The organism is Microcystis aeruginosa NIES-4325 (assembly GCF_008974145.1).
In the GTDB taxonomy this organism is placed as follows: Bacteria; Cyanobacteriota; Cyanobacteriia; order Cyanobacteriales; family Microcystaceae; genus Microcystis; species Microcystis aeruginosa_G.
The window spans coordinates 1-866 of record NZ_BJKP01000099.1 but is presented as its reverse complement, the minus strand read 5'-3'; the positions used below and the strand labels follow the sequence as shown (position 1 = coordinate 866).

The following is an 866-nucleotide window of genomic DNA, read 5'->3' as shown; positions in this document are numbered from 1 at the left end:
CTGAAACCTAAACTATCTATAGAAGAACAAGTTTTAGTAACGTTAGAATATTGGCGAGAATATAGAACATATTTTCACATTGGTACAAGCTGGGAACTATCAGAATCAACTATATGTCGGATTGTAAATAAGACGGAAAAAATGCTTTTACAATCGGGAAACTTCCGTTTAAAAGGAAAAAAAGCTTTACTCAATCAAGCAGAGATACCAGTCGTAACGGTAATGGATGTAACGGAAACTCCCATTGAACGACCCCAAAAGAAACAGAAAGATTTTTTGGGGGGTAAAAGAGGTTATCATACTTTAAAATCCCAATTAGTAGCTGATCAAAATACAGAGGAAATTATCTGTGTCTTTTGTGGGAAAGGCAGAGGTCATGATTTTAGTTTATTTAAAAAAAGTCGAGTTCGTTTTCATCCTTTAACTACCAGCATAGAAGACAGTGGTTATCAGGGAATAGCTGCATACCATAGTAATAGTTATACACCGAAAAAGAAAGCGAAAAATAGAAAATTAACAGAGTTAGAAAAAGAGTATAACAAGGCTTTAGCCAAAGAAAGGATTATCATTGAACATATAAATAGGAAACTCAAAATCTTTAAAATCTTATCCTGTAAATATCGGAATCGTCGTCGAAGATATAGTTTAAGAGTTAACTTGTTGGCGGCTATTTATAACTGTGAGTTAGGGATAGGTATAGCAGCTTCTTAAAAGTTGCCTAAAGATTAATCAAGTCAAGGAGAATTTATTCTCAATTATAAAAATTGAGATAGTTTGTGCCGCTTAAATAAAGAGGTTTTGATAACCAAATTAAAGCATATCTAAAGAGTTTTGAGTTAAAAGTTAAACTTCAAGTTTTCATTCAG

Annotated in this window: 1 protein-coding gene; it reads left to right on the top strand. The window is 32.6% G+C overall.

Going from position 1 to position 866, the window contains the following annotated elements:
• The coding region (locus tag MiAbW_RS19135) for an IS5-like element ISMae4 family transposase (protein WP_151697353.1) at positions 1 to 711 on the top strand (711 nt) is incomplete at its 5' end.
• Between the last annotated feature and the right edge of the window lie 155 nt (positions 712 to 866).